Consider the following 19,512-nt stretch of genomic DNA (forward strand, 5'->3'; position numbering starts at 1 on the left):
GCTCAGTACACGCCTTCGATGACGGTCTCGCCCTCGAAGGTGGAGACCGGCCGCACCGCACTGACCGAATCGCTGAGCTCGCCCGCCGGCCCGGGCATCCTGACCGCCAGATCGCGCTCCAGGTTGTTCGGGATGAACATGCCCTTGCTGATGTGGTTCATCACCACCTGGCCGGTCTGCCCGTAGGGCACCCGTTCTCCCGTGTGAGGGTCGACCACCCAGAACACCACGTACGGTGTCCGCGGGTCGAACACGAACGCGTCGCCGTCGGCCGTTCGGGTAACCGCTTGCGAAAGCACCATCGTGCTGCCGAAGGCCATGGTGATCGTGGTGTCCGGAAAGATGCCGCGGAGCAGGTCGAGGGTGTCGGCGTCCACGTGCGCACCGCTGAGCAACAGGTAGCGGATCTTGTCGTTCAGCAGATCGACCACCCGGTCGTCCCGGGCCATGGCCTCGAGCAGCGGCGGAGTGGTGTGCAGGTTGGCGACGTTCTGGGTCCGCAGCACGAACACGGCCTGTTCGACGACATGGTCGACGTAGGCGGCGACTTCGGAAGCCGCGCCGCGGGCGGCGATCTTCTTGACCCAGCGGGGATCGATGTCGATCGCGTGAAAGACGGCACCGAGCCGATCGGAGACCAGCCGCGAGAAGTAGCCGACGCCGTGCGGCCCACTCGGCATCAGGCAGAGGAAGCCCTGGCCTCGGCGGAACCCGCCGGTGGCGAAGTCCTCGGTCTGCCACCGGACCACCTGCGCCACCCAATCCGGCAGCTGCACAGTCCGTTTCGGTGCGCCGGTGGTGCCGCCGGATTCGAATATCTGGGGCACCGGCGGCGGTTGACCGTAACCGCGCGGGATGAGGTCCTCCACCGGCACGCCGCGTAATTCGTTGACGAGGTTAGGAAAGAGTCGCAGATCGGCGAAGGTGTTGACGTCGGTCATCGGGTTGAAGTCCAACGTCGCGGCGGTCCCCAACCAGAACGCGGAACCGGTGTCTTCGCCGAAGTGCCAGGCGATCGCCGCGCGGAGATAGGCCTCGGGATCCTCGACCGGTTCCGATCTCGGAACGTCCAACAACGAGAAGTCGATATCGGCCATGTCGTCGATCCTGGCCCATCGTTACCGGCTCGCCAAGCACCTGGGCGCCTGATGCCGTCGTATTCGCCTACTTCGCAGACAATTTCGGCTCTGTGTACCCGCTGTTCACCTTCGTGAGCAGCCGGCTAGCGGGGGTGGTTGTGCAGCCGGCGCGGGTCGACGCCGGAACGCCGCCACGCCTCGGCCGCCCAGGGGGTGTAGATCGCTCCGACGGGCAACCGGTTGATCAGCGGATTGAGCGCGCGCATGACGGCGGCGAACCGCTGAAATCGCTTCTCCTTCTTCGTATTCCACTTGAGATCGCAGACCTCGCGCATTTGCGGCGGCATGGTCCCGACCAAGACCAGGCGGGTGTAGGCGTTCAGCGGCGCGGACAACACTCTCCAGACCGGGCCCGGAATCCAGCGTGGGCCCGGTATGCCCTTCCTGATGTAGCCGGTCCCATACAAGACGGTTTTATGCGGCACGAACCGCTCGAGCATCTCGTCCCAGTAGGCGAGGAACTCGTCGTAGGTCTGTGGCTGGCCGCGGTCGCTGACCCCGTAGAGGCTGTACCACACCTTGCCCTCGTTGAAGATCCGTTCCTTCTCCGCATGGGACAGCCGGCGGATGAACGTGTCGGTGTTGTAGATGACCTGGTCGACGAAGCTGGCGTGCGCCCAGTAGAAAAGCTCCGGATTCAGCGCGTGATACCTCGAGCCGTCACTGATGGTGCCCTTGATCGACTTGTGGAAATCCCGCACCTTGCGGCCCCACTCGCGCGGTTCGTCGGAGTAGACGGTCTTCATCAGCGGCGGCGCGGTCCGCTTGGCCCGCCCCAACGTGTCGCTGAAGACCACCGAGTGGTCGAGCACGCCCTGGGCGAGCTGCTCGACGCAGTTCTCGACGCCGGCGGTGCGCTGGAACCCGAAGAACTGGGTGCGGTTGTCCCCGTAGAACTTCCAGATCAACGACTCGGGACCCAGCCGCGGGAAGTCGTCGGCGTCGTCAGCGAGTCGGTCGACCGGCATGGGCAACGCCTCCCGAACACCGGTGTCGAAGCGGAATCCGGCCTTGGATCGGGCAGGGGCGGCGGTCAACTCGTCGTTGTGGGCCGTCATGCTCCCCTCCCTGCGGCTCGAACCATGGACGTCCTTGCGAATCAATGACACAAAACCGTATCTTTGTGTCAGCGTAGCAACCGGTCCAGGGCATCGCATATCCGGGGTCGGCGGCTTCCCCACGGCGGGTCATTCGAGGAGTTGAACGATGCGGACAGCCACACAACCCGGCACCGCCGCAGCGGAGTCGCTCACCGACCTCGACCGCACCATCCTGGACACCGCGCGCGCCGTGTTCGAGACCTACGGCGTGCGCCGGGCCAACATCGAGGACGTCGCCGCCCGCGCCGGCGTCAGCCGCAGCACGGTATACCGGCGCTTTCCGACCAAGGACGACCTGTTCGCGCACGTGGTGCGGCGCGAGGCCGAATTGTTCTTCACCACGCTGGACCGGGCCACCACCGGCTGCGACCCGCAACAGGCCGTAGTCGAGGCGTTCGCGCTCGGGGTGCGCCTGGTCCAGGATTCGCCGCTGTACTCGCGGATCGCCGACAGCGAACCCGAGCTGCTCGGCATGTTCTCCCGCTCGCACGTCTTCCCGATTCGCCAGTTCGCCGCCGGGATCGCCCACACGCTGCGCCGGTGCGGGGCCGACGTTCCCGGGCCCGATCTGGACAACATCGCCGACATCCTGCTTCGCGTTGCCCTGGGCATCATCGTCTTTCCCACCGACCGACTCGACACGTCGGATCCCGCGGCCGTCCGCGAGTACGCGGCCCGCTATCTGGTCCCGATCATCGGCCGTTGACCGGTTCCGGTGTGTCGGTGACCTGCACTAGCCTGAATGTGTGGCTGGGAGTTCTGCGGCTCCGCGGACCCGGTACGCCACGTGCGGCGAGATCGACATCGCCTACCAGGTCTTCGGCGATGGCCCGATCGACCTGCTCGTGCTGCCGGGCCCGTTAATCCCGATCGACTGCGTCGACCTCGAGCCGTCGATGTACCGCTTTCATCGCCGGCTGGCGTCGTTCTGCCGGGTGATCCGGTTCGACCAGCGCGGCATCGGCCTGTCGTCGCGGGTTCCCTCGCTGGACATGATCGGGCCGGAATCGTGGGCGCAGGATGCGATCGCGGTCATGAACGCGGTGCAATGCGAGCGAGCGACGATCTTCGCCCCGGGTTTCACATCGCTGGCCGGTGTCGTTCTCGCAACCGACCATTCCGACCGGGTGACCAGCCTGGTGATAGCGAACGGTGCGGCACGCACGCTGCGTGGTCCCGATTACCCCATCGGCACCGGGCTCGACGATGCTGACCGCTTCACGACGATCGGGATGGAACCGGATGCCGTCGAGCAGGGGTTCGACATGCTCGGCCTCATCGCGCCCTCCGTGGCGGGCGACGCCGCGTTCCGCTCGTGGTGGGACATGGCCGGCAACCGGGCCGCGTCCCCCAGCATGGCCCGCGCGTTCATCAACAAGATCAGGGAGAGCGACGTGCGCGACCGGCTCCATCGCGTCGCCGTCCCGACGCTGATCCTGCATCGCGACAACCCAGCCTTCAGCCCCGTCGGGCACGCGCACTACCTAGCCGAACACATCCCCGGATCGCGCCTCGTCCAGTGCCCGGGCGAGGACGCCCTGTATTGGGTCGGCGACACCGCCCCCGTCCTCGACGAGATCGAAGAATTCATCACCGGCGTGCGCGGCGGCTCCGACGCCGAGCGCCTGCTCACCACCATCGTGTTCACCGACATCGTCGGCTCCACCGAGCGGGCCGCGCTGCTCGGCGATCACCGCTGGCGCGACCTGCTCGACAACCACGACACCCTGGTGCGCCACGAGCTGCAGCGGTTCGCCGGGCGTGAAGTCAACACGGCCGGAGACGGATTCGTCGCGACATTCAGCAGCCCGAGCGCCGCGATCGCCTGTGCCGACGCCATCGTCGACGCGGTCCGCGTGCTGGGCATCGAGGTGCGGGTGGGCATTCACGCGGGCGAAGTGGAGGTGCGCGGCAAGGACGTCGCCGGCATGGCCGTACACATCGGCGCGCGGGTGGCGGCGCTCGCCGGGCCCGGCGAAGTGCTGGTGTCCTCCACGCTGCGCGACATCGTCACCGGGTCGCGGCACCGCTTCGGCGACCGCGGCGAGGCCGCGCTCAAGGGGGTGCCCGGCCAGTGGCGGCTGTACTCCCTGGAGCGCGAACACGCGGTCGTCAGGCGGTGACCAAGCGCGGCTCGGCGTAGGCTGCCATCGGGGGCCCCAAGGGACGCGGGCTTCCGGCTTTTCGGTCGAGTTCCGGCGCACAGCTTGGTTTTTCACTCGAAGGAGTACGCATGACTGACGTGCACACCTCGCTGCCTCCCGCGCTGCGGCGAGCGCTGGAGCTGCTGGCCGATCCGCCGGCCGATCCCGACGTGAGCAAGGGTTATCTCGATCTGCTCGGCGGTGGACCCGCCGAGGGTGATGGCGTGGCGAAAAACACCGGGCCGATCCAGGCGGCCTGGGCATCACCGATCGGGTCGATGCTCTACGACAACGCTCAAGCCCTCTCGCGGCGGCTGATCGCCGCGTGGCAGACACCCCTGGAGTGGTTGAACATCCCGCCCGGCGGCATCGCGTTGGACGTCGGTTGCGGCCCGGGTAACGTCACCGCGTCCCTGGCGCGCGCGGCCGGCCCGGGCGGCCTGGCCCTGGGGATCGACATCTCCGAGCCCATGCTCGCGCGCGCCGTCCGCAACGAAGCGGGGCCGCAGGTCGGCTTCATCAAGGCGGACGCGCAACGACTTCCGCTGCGCGACGATACGGTGGACGCCGTTGTCTCGACGGCCGTGTTGCAGCTGGTTCCCAATCCGGCCGAGGCCCTTGGCGAGATGGCACGGGTGCTGCGACCGGGCGGCCGGCTGGCCGTCATGGTGCCCACCGTCGGTCCGGCCGCCCGGTTCTTTCAGAAGCTGCCGAACGTCGGGGCGCATGTCTTCGACGACGACGAGATCGGCGACATTCTGGAAGACCAGGGATTCGTCAGCGTGCGGGTGAAGAACTACGGCACGGTTCAGTGGGTGCGCGGCAAGAACGGCTGAGTCTGTCGCGTTTCACTGCCTTTTGAGAGCTGGGTGGCCGCGCGTCAGCAGCGGCAACAGCAGCTCGGGGGGCGAGACCCGGAACAAGGCCCCCGCCACGCGGTTCACCCGACCGGGAATGACGACGGCCTTGCCGGCCGCGAGCCCGTCGATTCCGGCCTGCGCCACCTTGTCGGCGGGGACCCACATCACGCGCGGCAGGGCGGCCTCGGCTTCCTCTTTGGAGAAACCGGCCGCCTCACCGAATCCGGTGTCCACCGGTCCCGGGCACAGCGCGGTCGCGCTGACGCCGGTGCCGCGCAGTTCACCGCGCAGGCTGTACGTGTAGGACAACACGAACGCCTTGGCGGCTCCGTACGCCGCTTGGCCGGGTAGCGGGCCGAACCCGGCCAGCGACGCCACGTTCAGGATGGCCCCCCGATGGCGGTCCACCATGCCCGGCAGGAACCGGCTGCACAGGTCCACCACGGCCGCCACGTCGACCTCGACCAGGTTGACCTCTTGTTCGGGAACGGATTTCGCTACGAGCCCGAGTGTCGAGAAGCCAGCGTTGTTGACGAGGATGTCGGGCATCAGCCCGAGGGCCGCGACGCGGTCGGGCAGGGCCGCCCGCTCGGTCCGCTCGGACAGGTCGGCCGGTAGCGGATGCGCTTGCTCGCCCAGCCGACCGGCGAGCGCTTCCAGGCGGTCCGCACTGCGGGCGACCAGCACCACGTGGTAGCCGAGCCGGCCGAGGATCCCGGCGAACTGTTCGCCGATGCCCGATGAAGCGCCCGTGATGATGGCCGCCCGACCGTCGCCTGGTGGTGGAAGGGCCATCTCAGCCTTGACCTCCCGCGTCGGGGGCCTGCGCGACCACGGCGAGCCGGTCCATGGACTCACGCAACATGTCCGGCGTCGTCGCACGGGCCCGCTCGAGGCGGCTGGCGTCGGCAAGTGCCGACCAATCGTAGGTGTGGGTCACCGTGGTGAGTTCGGCGTTCACCGGGCTGAGCTCCCAGCGCCACAGGTGACCGGGCGGCTGCTTCCTGGGTTCCGCTGGGCACCAGGCGATTTTGCTGCCTTCGACGAACTCCACGACGTGGTTCTCCCGCACCGCACCATTCGTCAGGGTCGTCTTGAACACGTCGCCGACCGCGCGGACTCGTTGCCCCGGAGCGGACGAGGCGAGGTTGCCGTTGCCGTCCCAGCTGGGCTGGCGGGAGGGATCGGCGATCAGTTCGAAAATCCGCGCCGCATTGGCCGCGATGGCGCGCGTGGCGCTGACGACGCGTTCGGCTTCCATGTCGGACATGTCGCTATCCAAACACGCCGACCGTTGGCACGGGCGCTGTGTTTGGGACCTTCGGCCGAACCATTGGGGACCTTCGACAGTCGAAGCGCCGGCCGGCGGGGTGCGACCGTGGTGGATGCCGGGGCAACCTGGTGGTCTGCCCGAAGTGCAGCAAGCCCATTTTTGGGCGAGGCCATCCGCAAGGGCCTGATTGACCCACCGTCGCAAGACGGGGATCTGCCTTCGGGCAGACCTTCATGCGTCCAGGCGGCTCACCCCATCCGCGGCAGCGCCTCGACCGGACCGGAGAGCCCCGCCTTGACGTAGCGGGTGTCGTCGTCGGCCAGCACCTCGGTGTCGTCGCGTTCGATGCCGTCGACGATCGCGCGCGCCACCTGGCGTGGGTCGTTCTTGGGGGCGTCGAAGCCGGAGGTCATCTCGGTGTCGGTGAAGCTGAGGTGCGCGGCGACGACCAGCGTGCCCTGCTTCTCGAGTTCGATCCGCAGCGAGTTCGTCGCCGACCACAGTGCCGCCTTGGAGTCTCCGTACCCACCGGACCCCGGCATCCACGACAAGATCGAGGCAATGTCGACCAGGGCTCCGCCACCGTTACCGGCCAGGATCGGCGCGAACGCCTTTGCGACCCGAAGCGCACCGAAGTAGTTGGTCTCGAACACGGCGCGCACTTCCTCGATCTCGCTCTCGAGCAGCTTCCGCGCGCCGAGGACGCCCGCATTGTTGATGACGATGTCGGCGTCCTGGGCCGCAACAGTCAGGGCAGCAACAGATTCCGGCTCGGTGACGTCCAACTCGACACTGACCACGCGGGGGTCCGCACTGGGTTTGGGTGCCCGCGCCGTGGCGTACACCTTGGCCGCTCCCCGCTCCAACAACTCCTCCACGATGGCCTTGCCGAGCCCGCGCTGTCCGCCGGTAACCACGACCGTCGACCCTTTGATGTTCACCATGATCCGCACTCCTGAACGTAGGTAAATCGATTTTGAATCTGTCACCGTAGTTGCCCGGTGTTGACATAGCCAAGTACGTTTTAGATATGTCTATTCCGTGGTCTGCGTCACAGCGGTACGGCGTCACCCCGGCGCCGGGGGGCCTCGGCCTGGTCCAGGATTTCCTCAACACGAGGGGAATCGCGGGATACGGCCCGGACCTGCTCGCCGACGCCGCGCTCGCCGCCGACTGGGTGGCGGGTGCGGTGCGGGCCTGGTCGGCCGCGCGCGGCGTGGACCTGGCACCGCCGAGGTTCGACGACGCGGACCTGGCCAAGCTGCGCGGCTTGCGAGCCAGGATTGATTCACTGGTGGCCGGCGAGGTAACGGGTGGACGAACCACCGTCCCGGCGTCGCTCGTGGTATCCGGGGCCGGTGAGGTCCGGCTGGAGCCCAGCGGCACCGGCTGGCGTTGGCTTGCCTCGGCGCTGTGGGCCGAGATTCTGCTCAGCCAGCACGCCGATACCTGGCGCCGTATCAAGCAGTGCCACAATCACCGCTGCGGGTCGACGTTCTACGACCGCTCCAAGAACAACAGTGGGGTGTGGCACGACGTCAAGACGTGCGGCAACGCCGCCAACCTACGCGCTTCCCGGGCCCGCCGACGCGAACGACAGCGTGCGACGGGCTCACCGGTTTCGCCATAGTAGGCGATATCGGTAGTACAGGGCCCGCCGTCAGCAGCGCTCGACACCCCTTTGCATGAGGGTCACGTTGGCGCGCGTACGGCGTGGCCCGCTTCTCAGTACCGCCTGTAACGCGTCACAGGCACGCGCCTTGATCGGCGTCACCACATCGAGGTTGGTAGGGCTCTGGCTGATCCAAGACGGCAGTGTTGCCACGGTTTGATCCTTCGTCGGTTCGGCCGGTGCGCCGACTCATTGAATTCCACCGGGGCCGCTTTACGGCTGCGCCGCGCCGGGGTAAACGCCGCGAAAAGCCGCATTGTGGTGCGACGCACATCCGCCGGTGCGCCGACCGCTCGTCACGCTGTCGAGTGTGGGGGCTGTGGACGAATTCAAGGCGGTTCGCATACTTAGACCGCACACTCGGCGGGCTGGCCCGTCACTGACTCCCCGAACGCCTGAACCGTCGCAGGTAGCCCGGCAACCCGTGCGCCGGCGGCGCTTTCGGCCAATCGTCGGCCCGGAAATACGCGTCGGTCCCGCCATCGACGAAGACGACGCTGCCGCAGAGGAATTCGGCGGACTCGGACAGCATGAAACACATCCAGTCGGCCATGTGCCGCGCCTGACCGAAGCCGCCGAGCGGAACCGGGAAGGACCGGACGGCCTTGGCCTGCCGGGGCGTCGCGAGCTGTTCCTGCAGCAACGGCGTCATGATGGCTCCCGGTGCCAGGGCGTTCAGGCGGACACCCGAGCCCGCCCATTCCGGCAGCACCGCGTGTCGCCGCACCCAACGACTGACGGCGATCTTCGACGCCGCATACATCATCGTCGGTGCGGCCGGGCCGAACGGCCGCACGGACCGCAGCGCCTTGTCGCCGTCATGCGCGAGCAACGCCTTGACCGTTCGGCGCGGGACGAGGGGCACGGTCGTCGACGAGTTGCTCGCCACGACGACCACTTTCGCGCATTCGGCCGCGGCCAGCGCGGGTCGCCAGGCGACGAGCGGCTCGACGACGCCGAAATAGTTGACCTGGCCGATTTGGCGCAGCCGCTCTCGACCAGGGCTGGGCCCGAGCCCGGCGGCCAGCACCGCACCGTCGAGTCTGCCGCCCGAGGCCGCCACCACGCCGTCGGCGGCCTGTTTGCGTCCGTGCGGCGTCGACAGGTCGGCGACGATATCGGCGTCTTTGATGTCGACGCCGATCACGGTGTGCCCGTCGGCCTTGAGCCGCAGCGCGGTCTCGTGGCCCATCCCGGAAGCCGATCCGGTGACCGCATAAGTGCCCATCGCTCCGTTCTTACCAGTCACGGTCCTGTTAGGTTGCCGACATGCATGACCAAACGCCCTGCATCGATCTCAGCCAGCTCGAGTCGGTTTACGCGCCGCTGGCCGAGTCGATCCGCCGACTCATCGACGTCAGCATCCGTACCGAAGCCGAACCGGCGGCGGTGGCGGCGGCGCAGGCCAAGATCGACGCTGCTACAGCCGAATTGAGCGTGACCGCGCAGCCGGGGCCGGTCGGCGTGCACCATATGCCCAACGGCCAGACCATCGCGTGGGGCAACGCGGTGGTCGGTGTGCGCAACCCGGTGGCACCGCCGCTGGTGATCCATCACGACCCTGACGGTCTGGTGTGGTCGGAATTCGCGCTGGGCGCGGCCTACGAGGGACCGCCGGGCCACGTGCACGGCGGTGTCTGCGCGCTGGTGCTCGACCATGTGCTCGGGGCGACGGCGCACCAGCCCGGCAGGCCCGCCTACACCGGCACCCTCACCCTGCGCTACCGGCGCCGAACCGCGCTTGGGCGGCCGTTGCGCGCGCAGGCCCATGTCGAGCGCACCGAGGGCGTCAAGACGTTCGCCGTCGGCTACCTGGCCGATGAAGACGGTGTCACGGTCGAAGCGGAAGGCATTTTCATCCACCCCAGGCAGTCATCGTCCTGACGTCAGGTTCGGGTGGCGGCCTTTTCGACGTCGAGCAGCTGTTCGCCGCGTCGTTCCTCGTCGTAGGCTTCGCGTCCGCCCCGCAAGCCGAACAGCCGTTTGGAGAACAGCAGGTAGATCACGGCGGCGACGTTGATGGTGAAGGTGACCACTCGGGTCATCGTGATGCCCTTGGCCAGGTCGTGAATCTCCAACGGCAGGAACACCGAGGTGGCGATCACCGCGAAGTACTCGCCCCAGCGTTTCAGCAACCACAGGCCGACGGCTTCGACGACCTCCAGCAGCGCGTAGGCGGCCAGCATCAAGGTCAGCAACACCAGGGTGGATGGCTTGGCGGCCAGCGCCTTTTCCAGTTCGTGCACGATGGTCATCTGATCGACCTTGAATCCGGCGGCCCGGAAGATCGGCAGGTCGCGGTCGAGGGTGGCCTGGATGGCGCCCCGCGCACCGCGAAACTTCCACACCGCATACGCGGCGAGCGCGATCACCACGGCCCGGAACAGGCGTTCCACCGCGAGTGTGCGGATGATGATGGCCTGGCGTAAAGCCTTGCCGCGCATGATCATCGGCGCGTCTTCGGCGCGCCCCCGTCCATGCGGCTGGCCCACCGTGAATTCACCGCAGCGCAGGCAACGCCACACTTCGCCGAGCCCGGTGGTGCCGCTCAACCGGGCCGCGAGGTCCTCCTCGTCGGGCGCATAGGTGGCGTGTCCCGCGATGGCACAGGTAACCAACTCCCACCGATTGATGCCCCGGTCTTTGCGCATGGCCGATCATCGACTGCCGGAAGCGGCCCACGCAAGGGGGCGCGCACGGCGCGCGTCAGAACCGGGGCTTGGTGCGCGGCCGTTGGGCGGTGGGGCTCGCCGCACCCAACAGGACGGTGAGGTCGGCGACAGGGATCTCGTCGAGGTGGTCGACCGCCGCGACGACGTCGGCGCGCAGCGCTTCGTCACAGAACGGCTCGGCCAGCCAGTGGAACTTGTCCGTGACGCGTTCCCACGACATGGGCCGGGTCGGGGATCCCTCGTAATCGGCTTGCTCGCGGTCGAATTCCCGTCCATCCCGGGTCACCAGGTGAACCCGGGCCGCCGTGCGTTGCGGATAGTCCGCGGTCAGGTCGGCGGCGGGTTCGACGTCGACGCGGGCCAGCAACTCCTGCACGTCGCCGCGCAGAACCCGTTCGGTTTCCAGTTGTTCGGGACCCACCCCGCCGTCGAGCAGCGCCACCGCACTCAGGTATTTGAGGTTGTAATCGGCCTGTTCCTTGGTGCGCGGATCATCCTTACCGCCGTACGCTCCCCCGCCGGCAAAGTCATACGCCCCCTGGAAGACCTCGAGGGTCACCCGTGCGACGTCCTCCCCGCGCAAGCCGTTCTCGGTGCGCAGGGCCAAGATCGCGTCGATGACCACCTGGCCGTGGATGAGTGAGCAGTACTGCTTCAGGTAGGTCTGTTCGACGCAGGTGAGCCCCCGGTGGGTGGTCGCCAGATCGATGGGCTGGTCGAAGAGCTGCACCAGGCCGTGTGGGCCGTCGAACAACGACTTGGGCCCGGTGACGCCGCGCCCGGCAAGCATGGTCGCGTACACCGCGCGCATGCCGGTGATGGCAGGGGAAATGCCCTTCCAATTCGAGACCGGCTCGGCGTGCACCGTCGCCAGCGACACGTTGTCGGTCGCGGCGGCCGCGATGGCGTTGGCGGTCTCGTCGACGTCCAGGCCGAGCAGCTTCGCCGTGGCCGCCGCGACCGACATCGACAGCTGCAACGCATGATTGAGTCCGCGCGCCATGACCGGAACCTGGGCGCTGAACCGGCATTGCACCTCGTAGGCCACCGCCAAAGCCAGCAGGAAGTCGGCGCCGCTGGCGCCGGTGTGCTCGGCGACCGCCAATACGGCGCCGAAGTTGTCGGCGGGATGACACAGCCCGCCCACCGTCAGATAGGTGTCCAGCAGATCGGGATAGCGCACCAGCACCGCGTTGAAGAACGCGGCCTGGTCCACCGATGCCCGCCCACCGCCCACCAGTGTGGCGGTGGGGGCGCCGCTGAACTGGTGGGTGTGTTCGCGAATCGTCGCGACCAGCTCGCCGTCCAGGGAACCGACCGCGCAGGCGACGCTGTCGAGCACATTGCGCTTCATCAGCGCACACGGGCGCCCCGTCAGATCGGCCGACTCTGCGCCGACGACGAAGCCGGCCAGCTCGTCCACAACGTAGTTCTGTGCCATGACTTTTCGCCTTCCGGCCTGCCGATCGCGGCTCAGCGCAGCTGCCGCAGTTCTGAGCCGAGCCTAGACGGCGCGATCGACCGCGTCCGGTCGCGGCGGGCGGAGGCTGATCGCCGCCGTTTCGTCGGTCAGGTGCTTACCGATGACCCGGATCTGCCGCGCGGACAGCGGGCACAGCGGGTGCACGGCCACCATCAGGGCAACGTGTCGTTCATCGAAAACCGGTGCGGCGATGGTCACCACGGGTTGCTTGCGCCGACCCGGGTTGTCGTCGGAGAGGAAGCCGATGGTGGTGAACTCGACGAGCAACTGATCCATGATGTGGCGCACCGGCGTGGGCATCTCATCGCTGTCCAACGTGCCGACCACCTGCACCGCCTGGGCCAGCGCGGGAGTCGTCCAGTCGACGTCGAAGCCGCGCTCACGCGTGTGCTCCAATACCTGTTCGAGTCGCCGGGTGCGATCGGGATTGTTACCCGCACCGCGGCGGATCCACGCGCGTTGTTCCTCCTCGTCGTCCCAGGCGGCGAGCGCGACTCCGAAGGGCGGAGCGTACGGGATGCGATCGCCCGGAATTCCGGACGGTTGGGTGGCGGGCTCGCCCTCAAAAGCGGTGACTACCAACGAATCACCGAAACGCTCGACCACGGAGCAGGCGTAGCCCACTTCGCGGGACAATCGCAGCGCCGCGGAGCGGGCCGCGTGCGCGAGCGGCCGGGCGGTGTCCGTTCGCGCCGCCACGACAGCCAGTGCGGGACCGAGGGTGAACGTCTTGGCGACCGGATCGCGGCTGGCCCACCCCCGGTCGCACAACGTCTTGAGAATCGCGTGCGCCGTCGCCTGCGTGAGATCGAGCTCGCGCACGATGTCGGAGAACCGCAGCCGCGCATTCCCGGACCGGGCCAGGAACTCGACAACGTCGAGCACCCGGGCCGTCGGCGCAGACGTCGATCCGCGAATGGCTTGACTCCTCTGCCGCACGATTTAGAGTTAGACGAACATTCGAGATTCTATATCGATTATTCGAGAAAGTTAACCGATTTGCGTGCTGTGGTGTTGAGAGACGGCCGGCTACAGGTCCGCGAGACGCCGGACCCGGAACCCGGGCCGGGTGAGCTGTTGCTGCGCACGCTGAGCACCGCGATCTGCGCGTCGGACGTGCATTTCATGGACCACCCGGAGCTCGCCGTCGACGATCCGACCGGTCGCTCGCTGTATGACACCGACCGCGACATCGTGCTCGGTCACGAGTTCGTGGGCGAGGTCGTCGGCCACGGACCCGGGTGCACGGACCAGTTCGCGATCGGCACCCGCGTGACGGCCATGCCGGTACGCCTGGTCGACGGCGGTGCCGGCGGAATGCGGATCATCGGCCAGCATCCCGAGGCACAGGGCAGTTTCGGTGAGCTGCTGGTAGTTTCGGAGGTGGCGGCCAAGCCGGTCCCGGGCGACGTTCCCAGTGACGCCGTCGCACTGACCGACGCGTTCGCAGTCGGCGAGTTCTACGTTCGGTCGGCGCGGATGCAACCGGGTGAGGTTGCCATCGTGATCGGCGCGGGGGCGATCGGCCTCTCGGCCGTCGCGGCGCTGGCCAGCCGCGGCATCGAGCCGATTCTCGTGGCGGACTACAAGTCCGACCGCCGCGAGCTGGCCCACGAGCGTTTCGGCGCGCACGTCGCGGTCAACCCCGCCGAGAAGTCGCCGTTCGACGCGTTCAACGAGGTGCGCGCCCAACGCGGATTGCCCGGCCCGGCAGTCGTTTTCGAGTGTGTCGGCGCCACCGGGCTGATCCAGAAGATCGTCGAATCCGCCGAGATGGGAACCCGCCTCTACTGCGCGGGCGGCTGGTACACCGGTGACACGCTGGACATCACCACCGCCACCCGCCAAGGCGTCACCATTCAGTTCGGCGGCGGGCCGCACCCGCAAGACTGGTACGGCACGCTCGACGCCATCGCGGCAGGGCGGCTCGACCCGCTCCCCAGCGTGGGCAAGATCATCGGCCTCGACGAAGTGCCCGACGCGCTCGAGCTGGCCCGCCGGTCGGACGGCCCGCCGCGGATCGTGGTCCATCCGAACGGAGACCTGCCATGACCGAACGCGATGACCGCCAGGACATCTCCGAGCTGCTGGTGCGCTACGCCACCGGGATAGACCGGCGCGACTGGCCGCTGTTTCGCACCGTGTTCACCGCCGACTGCGAGCTCGACTACGGCGAGATCGGGTCGTGGACCGGCGTCGACGCCGTCGCGGACTTCATGGAGCAGGTGCACGCCCTGGCGGGCTACACGCTGCACCGCCTGACCAACCAGGCGATCACGGTCGACGGCGACAACGCGACGGCGCGAACCTACATCGATGGACTGATCATGGCCGGCGACAACAACTCCGGCGTGAATGCGATCGGCTTCTACGACGACGAGATCGTGCGCACCGGCGAAGGGTGGCGCATCGCCCGCCGGCGCTACACCCAGGTACGCCTCACGACGGTAGGGAGCCCCTAGATGACGTTCGCAACCAAGTACGGACCGTGGGCGCTGGTGGCCGGCGCCTCGGACGGGGTGGGCGCGGCGTTCGCCCACGGGCTTGCGGAGCGCGGCGTCAACGTCGTGCTGATCGCCCGTCGGCAAGCCGTCCTCGACGAAGTCGCGGCCACGATCGAGAACGAAACGTCGGTGTCCACGCGGACCCTCGCCATCGATCTCGCCGAACCGGGCGCGGCGGCGGCGATCGCCGCGGCGACCAGCGACCTGGAGGTCGGCTTCCTGGTGTACTGCGCCGGTGGAGACCCGAACTTCAAGCCGTTTCTCGCCAATCCGATCGAAGCCGCCGAAGCGATGGTGCAACGCAACTGCATGGTGCCGATGCAGCTGTGTCACCACTTCGCGGCCGCCATGGTGGAGCGGGGCCGCGGCGGGATCGTGCTGTTCGGGTCCGGCGCCGGCCTGGCCGGCGGGGCCAACATGGTCGCCTACGGCGCCTCGAAGGCGTTCGACATGGTCTTCGCCGAGGCGCTCTGGGCCGAGTTGCACGACAAAGGTGTCGACGTCCTGGGCCTCATCCTAGGCAAGACCGATACGCCCGCATTGCGGCAACTCGAACACAGCCGCGGCCAGTTAGCTTCGCCCAATGAGGTGCCGCCGGGCGCGGCCGCCGTGGCGGACGTCATCGCGGAGGCGTTCGAGAACCTGGGTAACGGACCCACCCTGATGGTCGGTGACATGATGCGCGCCGCCGAACAAATGTTGGCGTCGCTAACCCGCAACCAAGCCGTCGAACTGTTCGCCCAAGCCGCGGCCGCGGCCATGGGCCCGGATAATTAGGGGGAACTTCCCCCTCCCGAAACCCGTCGTACTGCACGGGGACGGATTCCGCGCCGGAAGGTTTGCCAAACTTCGAAATCAGGACAGCCTAACTTTTGCCCCGTGCCCAGCCTGGCCAGCAAAGATAGGTTTCGGCACACCGCCGCCCCGCCGATTGGCCACGTTGCTGGCGACGGGCTTCGCGGGTAACTTGGGTAGTCGCTCGGCACGGCTAACCCCGCCAGAGTAGTCGCCACGATCGCCACCCCTCCATATCGAAGGATGACGATGCTCGCCACAGACAGGCCCGCAGCCGCGGTCTCGACGGCAGAACGCTCGCGGCGTCGCACCCTGGCCCGTTCGGCACTGATCACCACGGCATTCATCGCCCCGGCGATGGTGATACGAATTCTCGGCCTGCACACCGACCCGGTCGTCGCCCTGCTGATCTTCGGGGCCGCGGTGGTGTCGGCCAGCTTCCTGCTGGCCTGGGCCGCCGAAGCCGCACAGATCGATGTCTCCGGCGGGATGGCGACGGCGGTGCTGGCGCTGATCGCGGTGCTGCCCGAGTACGCCGTCGACCTGTATTACGCATACGTGTCCGGGCACAACGCGGAATACACGCAATACGCTGCCGCCAACATGACCGGGTCCAACCGGCTGCTGATGGGTCTCGGTTGGCCCGTCGTGGTGTTGGTCAGCATCGTGGTGGCCCGCCGGGCCGGTTCCGAGAAGGCCACCGGCTTGGCGCTGCAACCGACCAACCGCGTCGAACTGGGATTCCTGCTGATAGCCGGCGTTATCGCGTTCGCGATACCGGCGAGCGGCCAAATCCACTTCGGGCTGGGGCTGGCCCTGCTGGCCTGGTTCGGGTTCTACCTCTACAAGGTCAGCCACGGCGACGTGGAGGAGCCCGATCTGATCGGGACGGCCGCCGCCCTCGGGGAGCTACCCGATCGGCGGCGGCGCATCGTCGTCGTCAGCCTCTTCCTGGCGTCCGGCGCGGTGATTCTGCTGTGCGCCAAGCCGTTCGCCGACAATTTGGTCGCCGCGGGCACCGAACTGGGCATCGACCGGTTCCTGCTGGTCCAGTGGCTCGCCCCGCTCGCTTCGGAGGCCCCGGAGTTCATCGTCGCGACCATCTTCGCCGCGCGGGGCAAGGGCACCGCTGCCATCGCCACCCTGATTTCCTCCAAGGTCAACCAGTGGACGCTGCTGATCGGGTCGCTGCCGATCGCCCACCTGCTTGGCGGCGGCGGATACTCCCTTGAGCTCGACCCGCGTCAGGTGGAGGAAGTACTGCTCACGGCCACCCAGACCATGATGGGGGTGGCCCTGCTGTTGGCGCTGCGATTCCACCGCGCCGCGGCGTGCACGCTGCTGGGCCTGTTCGTCGTCCAGTTCCCGATCGCCACGACGCATGGCCGGCTGCTGCTCTGCGGCGTGTACACCGCGGTGGCCGTCGTCGCGCTGATCCGATACCGCCGGCACCTGGCGGCCACCGTGCGGGCGCCGTTCTTCGGGACGGCCATCCGCCACAGCGGTCACCCCCACCATCCGGTGCCAGACCCGTAATTCCCGGAGATCGCTGGCCGTATACGGTCCAGATATGAATCGAGTGTCGGTAATCACTGGCGGCGCGGGCGGTATGGGTCTGGCTACGGCCAAAATCGTCGGCCGCGACCACGCCGTGGTCCTCTGCGACGTCAGGCAGGACCGGCTGACAGCCGCGGCCGCAACCCTGCAAGAGCTCGGGATGACCGCCACGGCCGTCAATTGTGACGTCACCGACCGGCGGGCGGTCACAGACCTGCTGGACACCGCGAACAAGCTCGGAACGCTCGCCTCCGTCATCCACACCGCGGGGGTGAGCCCCAGCATGGGCCCCGCCGACTACGTCATGCGGACCAACGCGCTCGGCACGCTGAACGTCAACGAGGCGTTCTTTGCGGCGGCCGGCGAGGGCGCGGTGATCGTCAATGTGGCATCGATGGCGGCCCACCTGCTCCCGGCGGAAATGGTCCCGGTGGAACAGTTTCCACTGGCGCTTCAGGACGCCGACGCCTTCATGGAGGCCATGATGGCGACCTGCAACATCCTCCCCGAGGAAGCGCAGTCCGGCCTCGCCTACGCCGTGAGCAAGAGCTTTGTGAAGTGGTACAGCCAGTCGCAGGCCGAGAGATTCAACGCACGCGGATTGCGTATCGTCTCGGTTTCACCGGGGTCCATCGACACCGAGATGGGCCGGCTCGAGGAACAGGCCGGGGCCGGCGCGATGGTCACCAACGCCGCAGTCCCGCGGTGGGGCAAGCCGGAGGAGATGGCCGAGCTGCTCGCGTTCTGCGCCAGTGACAGGGCGGGTTACCTGACCGGCACCGACATCCTCAACGACGGTGGCGTGATCGCTTCGATGACCGAGCGAGCAAGGGTGGCCACCGCGACCGGTTGAGTTCGGCGGGCGGTCAAAAGCCCAGCGCGGCCACGACATCGCTCCCTATGCTGAGCGGATGCCGCCACGGGTGCTGCGCGAACGCCTGATCGATCTCGAGGTCCCGGATGAGGATGTGGCGCGCGGCCGGGCGCTGCGCAAATCCGTGCCACGGCGCACCCTCGCGCAGCTGACTCCTTCCGAGAAGTCGGCGACCGAAATCCTGGTGGCTCAAAACGCCGGCCGGCTGCACGACCTTGTGCCGTTGCGTTTCGCCCGAATGCTCGCCGACCCGTTCTCGTTCTACCGCGGCTCGGCCGCGGTCATGGCCGCCGACCTGGGCGCCAGCCCGTCGAGCGGAATCGAGGTGATGTGCTGCGGCGACGCTCACGTGTCCAACTTCGGCATGTACGCAGCGCCGCACCGCTCAATAGTGTTCGACCTGAACGACTTCGACGAGGCCGCCGTTGCTCCGGCGGAATGGGACGTCAAGCGCCTGATCACCAGCGCCATCGTCGGCGGTCGCCATGCCGGGTACCCCGCCAGGGCCATCCGCCGCTGCGTCGGGCAGGCGCTGGTCGGATACCGGACCAGCCTGCAGGCGATGCTCGCGATGGACGTGCTGGACCGCTACTACCTGCGGGTGGAACCGGAGCGCCACGCCGGGACGGTGTCCAAGGGGCTGCTCGGCGTGATTCAGAAGACGACATCCCGGGCCCGCAGCCGGACCTCGGCGCGGGTCTTCAAACAGCTCACCGAGATCGGCCCCGACGGAACGCCGCGGCTGCGGGAGGCGCCGCCGCTTCTGCAGCACGTCGACGAGGACATCGAAGCCGTGCTGATGGAGTCGATTCAGGAGTATCTGGCCACCGTTCCCGCCGATATCGCGCTGCTGCTGTCGCACTTTCGCGTCACCGACGTGGCGTTGCGGGTGGTCGGCGTCGGCAGCGTTGGCACCCGGTGCTACCTGGTCATCTTGGTGGGCCCCAACGGAACCCCACTGATCCTGCAGATCAAGGAGGCGACGCGGTCGGTGCTCGACGAATACGGCGGGTGGCCTCAGCCCGCCATGCTGGCTGCGGCCGTCGAGGCCAAGGGCCAGGGTATGCGCGTCGTCGACGGCCAGCGAATACTGCAGGCGATGTCGGACGTGTTCCTCGGGCCGACGCGCAAGGACGGCCGCGATTATTACGTCCGTCAGTTCCACGACATGAAGGGCACGGTCGACACCGAGGGCATGGCGGCGTCCACATTCAGTGACTACGTCACCGCCTGCGCGGTGCTGTTGGCGCGGGCGCACTCGCAGAGCGCGAATGCGTCGTTGCTGCGCGGGTACGTCGGCACCAGCGATATCGTGCACGACGCGGTGACCGAGTGGTGCTACGCCTACGCCGACAAGTCGCTCGACGATTTCCACCAGTTGCGCGCCGCTGCCGCAGCCGGCGACATCGAGGTTGCCGCGGATCCCGCCCGGTAGCGCG

The 19,512-nt window shown here is 67.8% G+C and carries 20 protein-coding genes; 11 read left to right on the forward strand and 9 right to left on the reverse strand.

Annotation, left to right across the window (positions count from 1 at the left end):
* Positions 1–2: 2 nt before the first annotated feature.
* Both AWC17_RS07485 and AWC17_RS07490 read right to left on the reverse strand, forming a co-directional pair.
* The gene (locus tag AWC17_RS07485; RefSeq protein ID WP_046183383.1) at positions 3–1,097 is read right to left on the reverse strand and encodes an acyl-CoA synthetase family protein; all 1,095 of its coding nucleotides are present in this window, start codon (positions 1,095–1,097) and stop codon (positions 3–5) included.
* 125 nt (positions 1,098–1,222) lie between these two features.
* Entirely contained in the window at positions 1,223–2,197 is a 975-nt protein-coding gene (locus tag AWC17_RS07490) for an oxygenase MpaB family protein (RefSeq protein WP_046183382.1), read from the reverse strand.
* A 148-nt stretch (positions 2,198–2,345) separates the two neighbouring features.
* On the opposite strand from AWC17_RS07490, the gene AWC17_RS07495 reads away from it, so the two are divergent.
* From AWC17_RS07495 to AWC17_RS07505, 3 genes are all read left to right on the forward strand, one after another.
* The gene (locus AWC17_RS07495) at positions 2,346–2,945 is read left to right on the forward strand and encodes a TetR/AcrR family transcriptional regulator (RefSeq protein ID WP_085164466.1); all 600 of its coding nucleotides are present in this window, start codon (positions 2,346–2,348) and stop codon (positions 2,943–2,945) included.
* Positions 2,946–2,985: 40 nt separating this feature from the next.
* Positions 2,986–4,362 (forward strand): adenylate/guanylate cyclase domain-containing protein, encoded by a 1,377-nt coding sequence (locus AWC17_RS07500; RefSeq protein WP_046183380.1) that lies wholly within the window; start codon positions 2,986–2,988, stop codon positions 4,360–4,362.
* 110 nt (positions 4,363–4,472) lie between these two features.
* On the forward strand, positions 4,473–5,219 hold the full coding sequence (locus tag AWC17_RS07505; protein ID WP_046183379.1) for a methyltransferase domain-containing protein: 747 nt from the start codon (positions 4,473–4,475) through the stop codon (positions 5,217–5,219).
* A gap of 12 nt (positions 5,220–5,231) precedes the next feature.
* Here the strand turns inward: AWC17_RS07505 and AWC17_RS07510 are convergent, their stop codons facing one another.
* The 3 genes from AWC17_RS07510 to AWC17_RS07520 all read right to left on the reverse strand — a co-directional run bounded on the left by AWC17_RS07510 (position 5,232) and on the right by AWC17_RS07520 (position 7,460).
* Positions 5,232–6,038, reverse strand: a complete 807-nt coding sequence (locus tag AWC17_RS07510) for an SDR family NAD(P)-dependent oxidoreductase (protein WP_046183378.1) — start codon at positions 6,036–6,038, stop codon at positions 5,232–5,234.
* A 1-nt stretch (position 6,039) separates the two neighbouring features.
* Positions 6,040–6,513, reverse strand: coding sequence for an SRPBCC family protein (locus tag AWC17_RS07515; RefSeq protein ID WP_046183377.1), 474 nt, complete (start codon positions 6,511–6,513; stop codon positions 6,040–6,042).
* 251 nt (positions 6,514–6,764) lie between these two features.
* Complete coding sequence (locus tag AWC17_RS07520; RefSeq protein ID WP_046183385.1) at positions 6,765–7,460, reverse strand: SDR family oxidoreductase; 696 nt, start codon at positions 7,458–7,460, stop codon at positions 6,765–6,767.
* An 86-nt stretch (positions 7,461–7,546) separates the two neighbouring features.
* Here AWC17_RS07520 and AWC17_RS07525 point away from each other — a divergent pair, with 86 nt between their 5' ends.
* Positions 7,547–8,146: a CGNR zinc finger domain-containing protein gene (locus AWC17_RS07525; RefSeq protein WP_046183376.1), complete on the forward strand. Its 600-nt coding sequence runs from the start codon at positions 7,547–7,549 to the stop codon at positions 8,144–8,146.
* A gap of 418 nt (positions 8,147–8,564) precedes the next feature.
* On the opposite strand, the gene AWC17_RS07530 is transcribed toward AWC17_RS07525, so the two are convergent.
* A complete protein-coding gene (locus AWC17_RS07530; RefSeq protein ID WP_046183375.1) occupies positions 8,565–9,416 on the reverse strand; it encodes an SDR family oxidoreductase in 852 nt (283 codons plus the stop codon).
* A 41-nt stretch (positions 9,417–9,457) separates the two neighbouring features.
* On the opposite strand from AWC17_RS07530, the gene AWC17_RS07535 reads away from it, so the two are divergent.
* Entirely contained in the window at positions 9,458–10,072 is a 615-nt protein-coding gene (locus tag AWC17_RS07535) for a PaaI family thioesterase (protein ID WP_046183374.1), read from the forward strand.
* Positions 10,073–10,074: 2 nt separating this feature from the next.
* Here the strand turns inward: AWC17_RS07535 and AWC17_RS07540 are convergent, their stop codons facing one another.
* The 3 genes from AWC17_RS07540 to AWC17_RS07550 all read right to left on the reverse strand — a co-directional run bounded on the left by AWC17_RS07540 (position 10,075) and on the right by AWC17_RS07550 (position 13,228).
* Positions 10,075–10,839 (reverse strand): DUF2127 domain-containing protein, encoded by a 765-nt coding sequence (locus AWC17_RS07540; RefSeq protein ID WP_046183373.1) that lies wholly within the window; start codon positions 10,837–10,839, stop codon positions 10,075–10,077.
* A 55-nt stretch (positions 10,840–10,894) separates the two neighbouring features.
* Complete coding sequence (locus tag AWC17_RS07545; protein WP_082122956.1) at positions 10,895–12,283, reverse strand: MmgE/PrpD family protein; 1,389 nt, start codon at positions 12,281–12,283, stop codon at positions 10,895–10,897.
* 81 nt (positions 12,284–12,364) lie between these two features.
* Entirely contained in the window at positions 12,365–13,228 is an 864-nt protein-coding gene (locus AWC17_RS07550; RefSeq protein WP_046183371.1) for an IclR family transcriptional regulator, read from the reverse strand.
* Positions 13,229–13,351: 123 nt separating this feature from the next.
* On the opposite strand from AWC17_RS07550, the gene AWC17_RS07555 reads away from it, so the two are divergent.
* The 6 genes from AWC17_RS07555 to AWC17_RS07580 all read left to right on the forward strand — a co-directional run bounded on the left by AWC17_RS07555 (position 13,352) and on the right by AWC17_RS07580 (position 19,508).
* The gene (locus tag AWC17_RS07555) at positions 13,352–14,395 is read left to right on the forward strand and encodes a zinc-binding dehydrogenase (protein ID WP_046183370.1); all 1,044 of its coding nucleotides are present in this window, start codon (positions 13,352–13,354) and stop codon (positions 14,393–14,395) included.
* The gene (locus AWC17_RS07560; protein ID WP_046183369.1) at positions 14,392–14,805 is read left to right on the forward strand and encodes a nuclear transport factor 2 family protein; all 414 of its coding nucleotides are present in this window, start codon (positions 14,392–14,394) and stop codon (positions 14,803–14,805) included. The genes AWC17_RS07555 and AWC17_RS07560 overlap by 4 nt, the downstream gene beginning before the upstream one ends.
* Positions 14,806–15,624: an SDR family NAD(P)-dependent oxidoreductase gene (locus AWC17_RS07565; protein ID WP_046183368.1), complete on the forward strand. Its 819-nt coding sequence runs from the start codon at positions 14,806–14,808 to the stop codon at positions 15,622–15,624. It begins immediately after the preceding gene.
* A 261-nt stretch (positions 15,625–15,885) separates the two neighbouring features.
* Entirely contained in the window at positions 15,886–17,178 is a 1,293-nt protein-coding gene (locus AWC17_RS07570; RefSeq protein ID WP_046183367.1) for a sodium:proton exchanger, read from the forward strand.
* A 34-nt stretch (positions 17,179–17,212) separates the two neighbouring features.
* The gene (locus tag AWC17_RS07575; protein ID WP_082122954.1) at positions 17,213–18,052 is read left to right on the forward strand and encodes an SDR family oxidoreductase; all 840 of its coding nucleotides are present in this window, start codon (positions 17,213–17,215) and stop codon (positions 18,050–18,052) included.
* 58 nt (positions 18,053–18,110) lie between these two features.
* Positions 18,111–19,508, forward strand: a complete 1,398-nt coding sequence (locus AWC17_RS07580) for a DUF2252 domain-containing protein (protein ID WP_046183365.1) — start codon at positions 18,111–18,113, stop codon at positions 19,506–19,508.
* Positions 19,509–19,512: the final 4 nt, after the last annotated feature.

This window comes from Mycobacterium nebraskense, from assembly GCF_002102255.1.
In the GTDB taxonomy this organism is placed as follows: Bacteria; Actinomycetota; Actinomycetes; order Mycobacteriales; family Mycobacteriaceae; genus Mycobacterium; species Mycobacterium nebraskense.